This is a genomic window from Candidatus Symbiopectobacterium sp. NZEC135 (assembly GCF_025962695.1).
In genome coordinates this window covers 1-688 of sequence record NZ_JAGFPF010001149.1, presented here as the reverse complement: position 1 = coordinate 688, position 688 = coordinate 1, and the positions used below count along the sequence as shown (strand labels likewise).

The 688-nt window shown below is 49.0% G+C and carries 1 protein-coding gene; it reads left to right on the top strand.

Annotation, left to right across the window (positions count from 1 at the left end):
• Positions 1 to 36: 36 nt before the first annotated feature.
• The coding region (locus J5224_RS33010; protein WP_264629125.1) for a FimD/PapC N-terminal domain-containing protein at positions 37 to 688 on the top strand (652 nt) is incomplete at its 3' end.

Sequence of the window (688 nt, the reverse complement as noted above, 5' to 3'; positions counted from 1 at the left end):
CTGCATGCAACAGAATTTAATATTAACGTGTTGGACGTGGATGAACGTCAAAAAATCGACCTGAGCCACTTTTCCGATCCAGATTATGTCACTCCGGGGGAATATCTGCTGTCCATCAGAATCAATGCCCGAGAAATTCAGCAAAGTAAGGTGAAATTTCTGCCGTCGGGGCCAAACAATAATAAACCGACAGCCTGTATCACGCCTGACATTGCTAACAAACTGGCGTTAACAAAAGAAGCCAGCGGCATGATCGTTTTATGGAATAACAATGAATGCGCCGATCTCACCCCGATTTCCGGGGTAAAAATATCTAATCGTATCGGTATGGGCGATTTGGATATCACCATTCCGCAAGCCTGGCTACGGTACAGTGACACCAACTGGACACCGCCTGAACAATGGGATGAAGGTATCAATGGCGCATTGCTGGACTATAATCTGGTCGGTTCAGCGCGGCGTAATACCAATAATAGGGGTTCAGATCGTTATCTGAGCAGCTACGGTACGGCAGGCTTCAATCTGGGCGCATGGCGTTACCGCGCTGACTATCGCTATTTCCGGCAGCAATCTCGTACCACGGAACGAGACCAGTTCTCTTGGGATCAATTCTACGCGTATCGTCCACTGCCGATGATGTCTGCGGACCTGCGGCTGGGCGAAATGTTTTCCGGCAGTAATCTGTTCG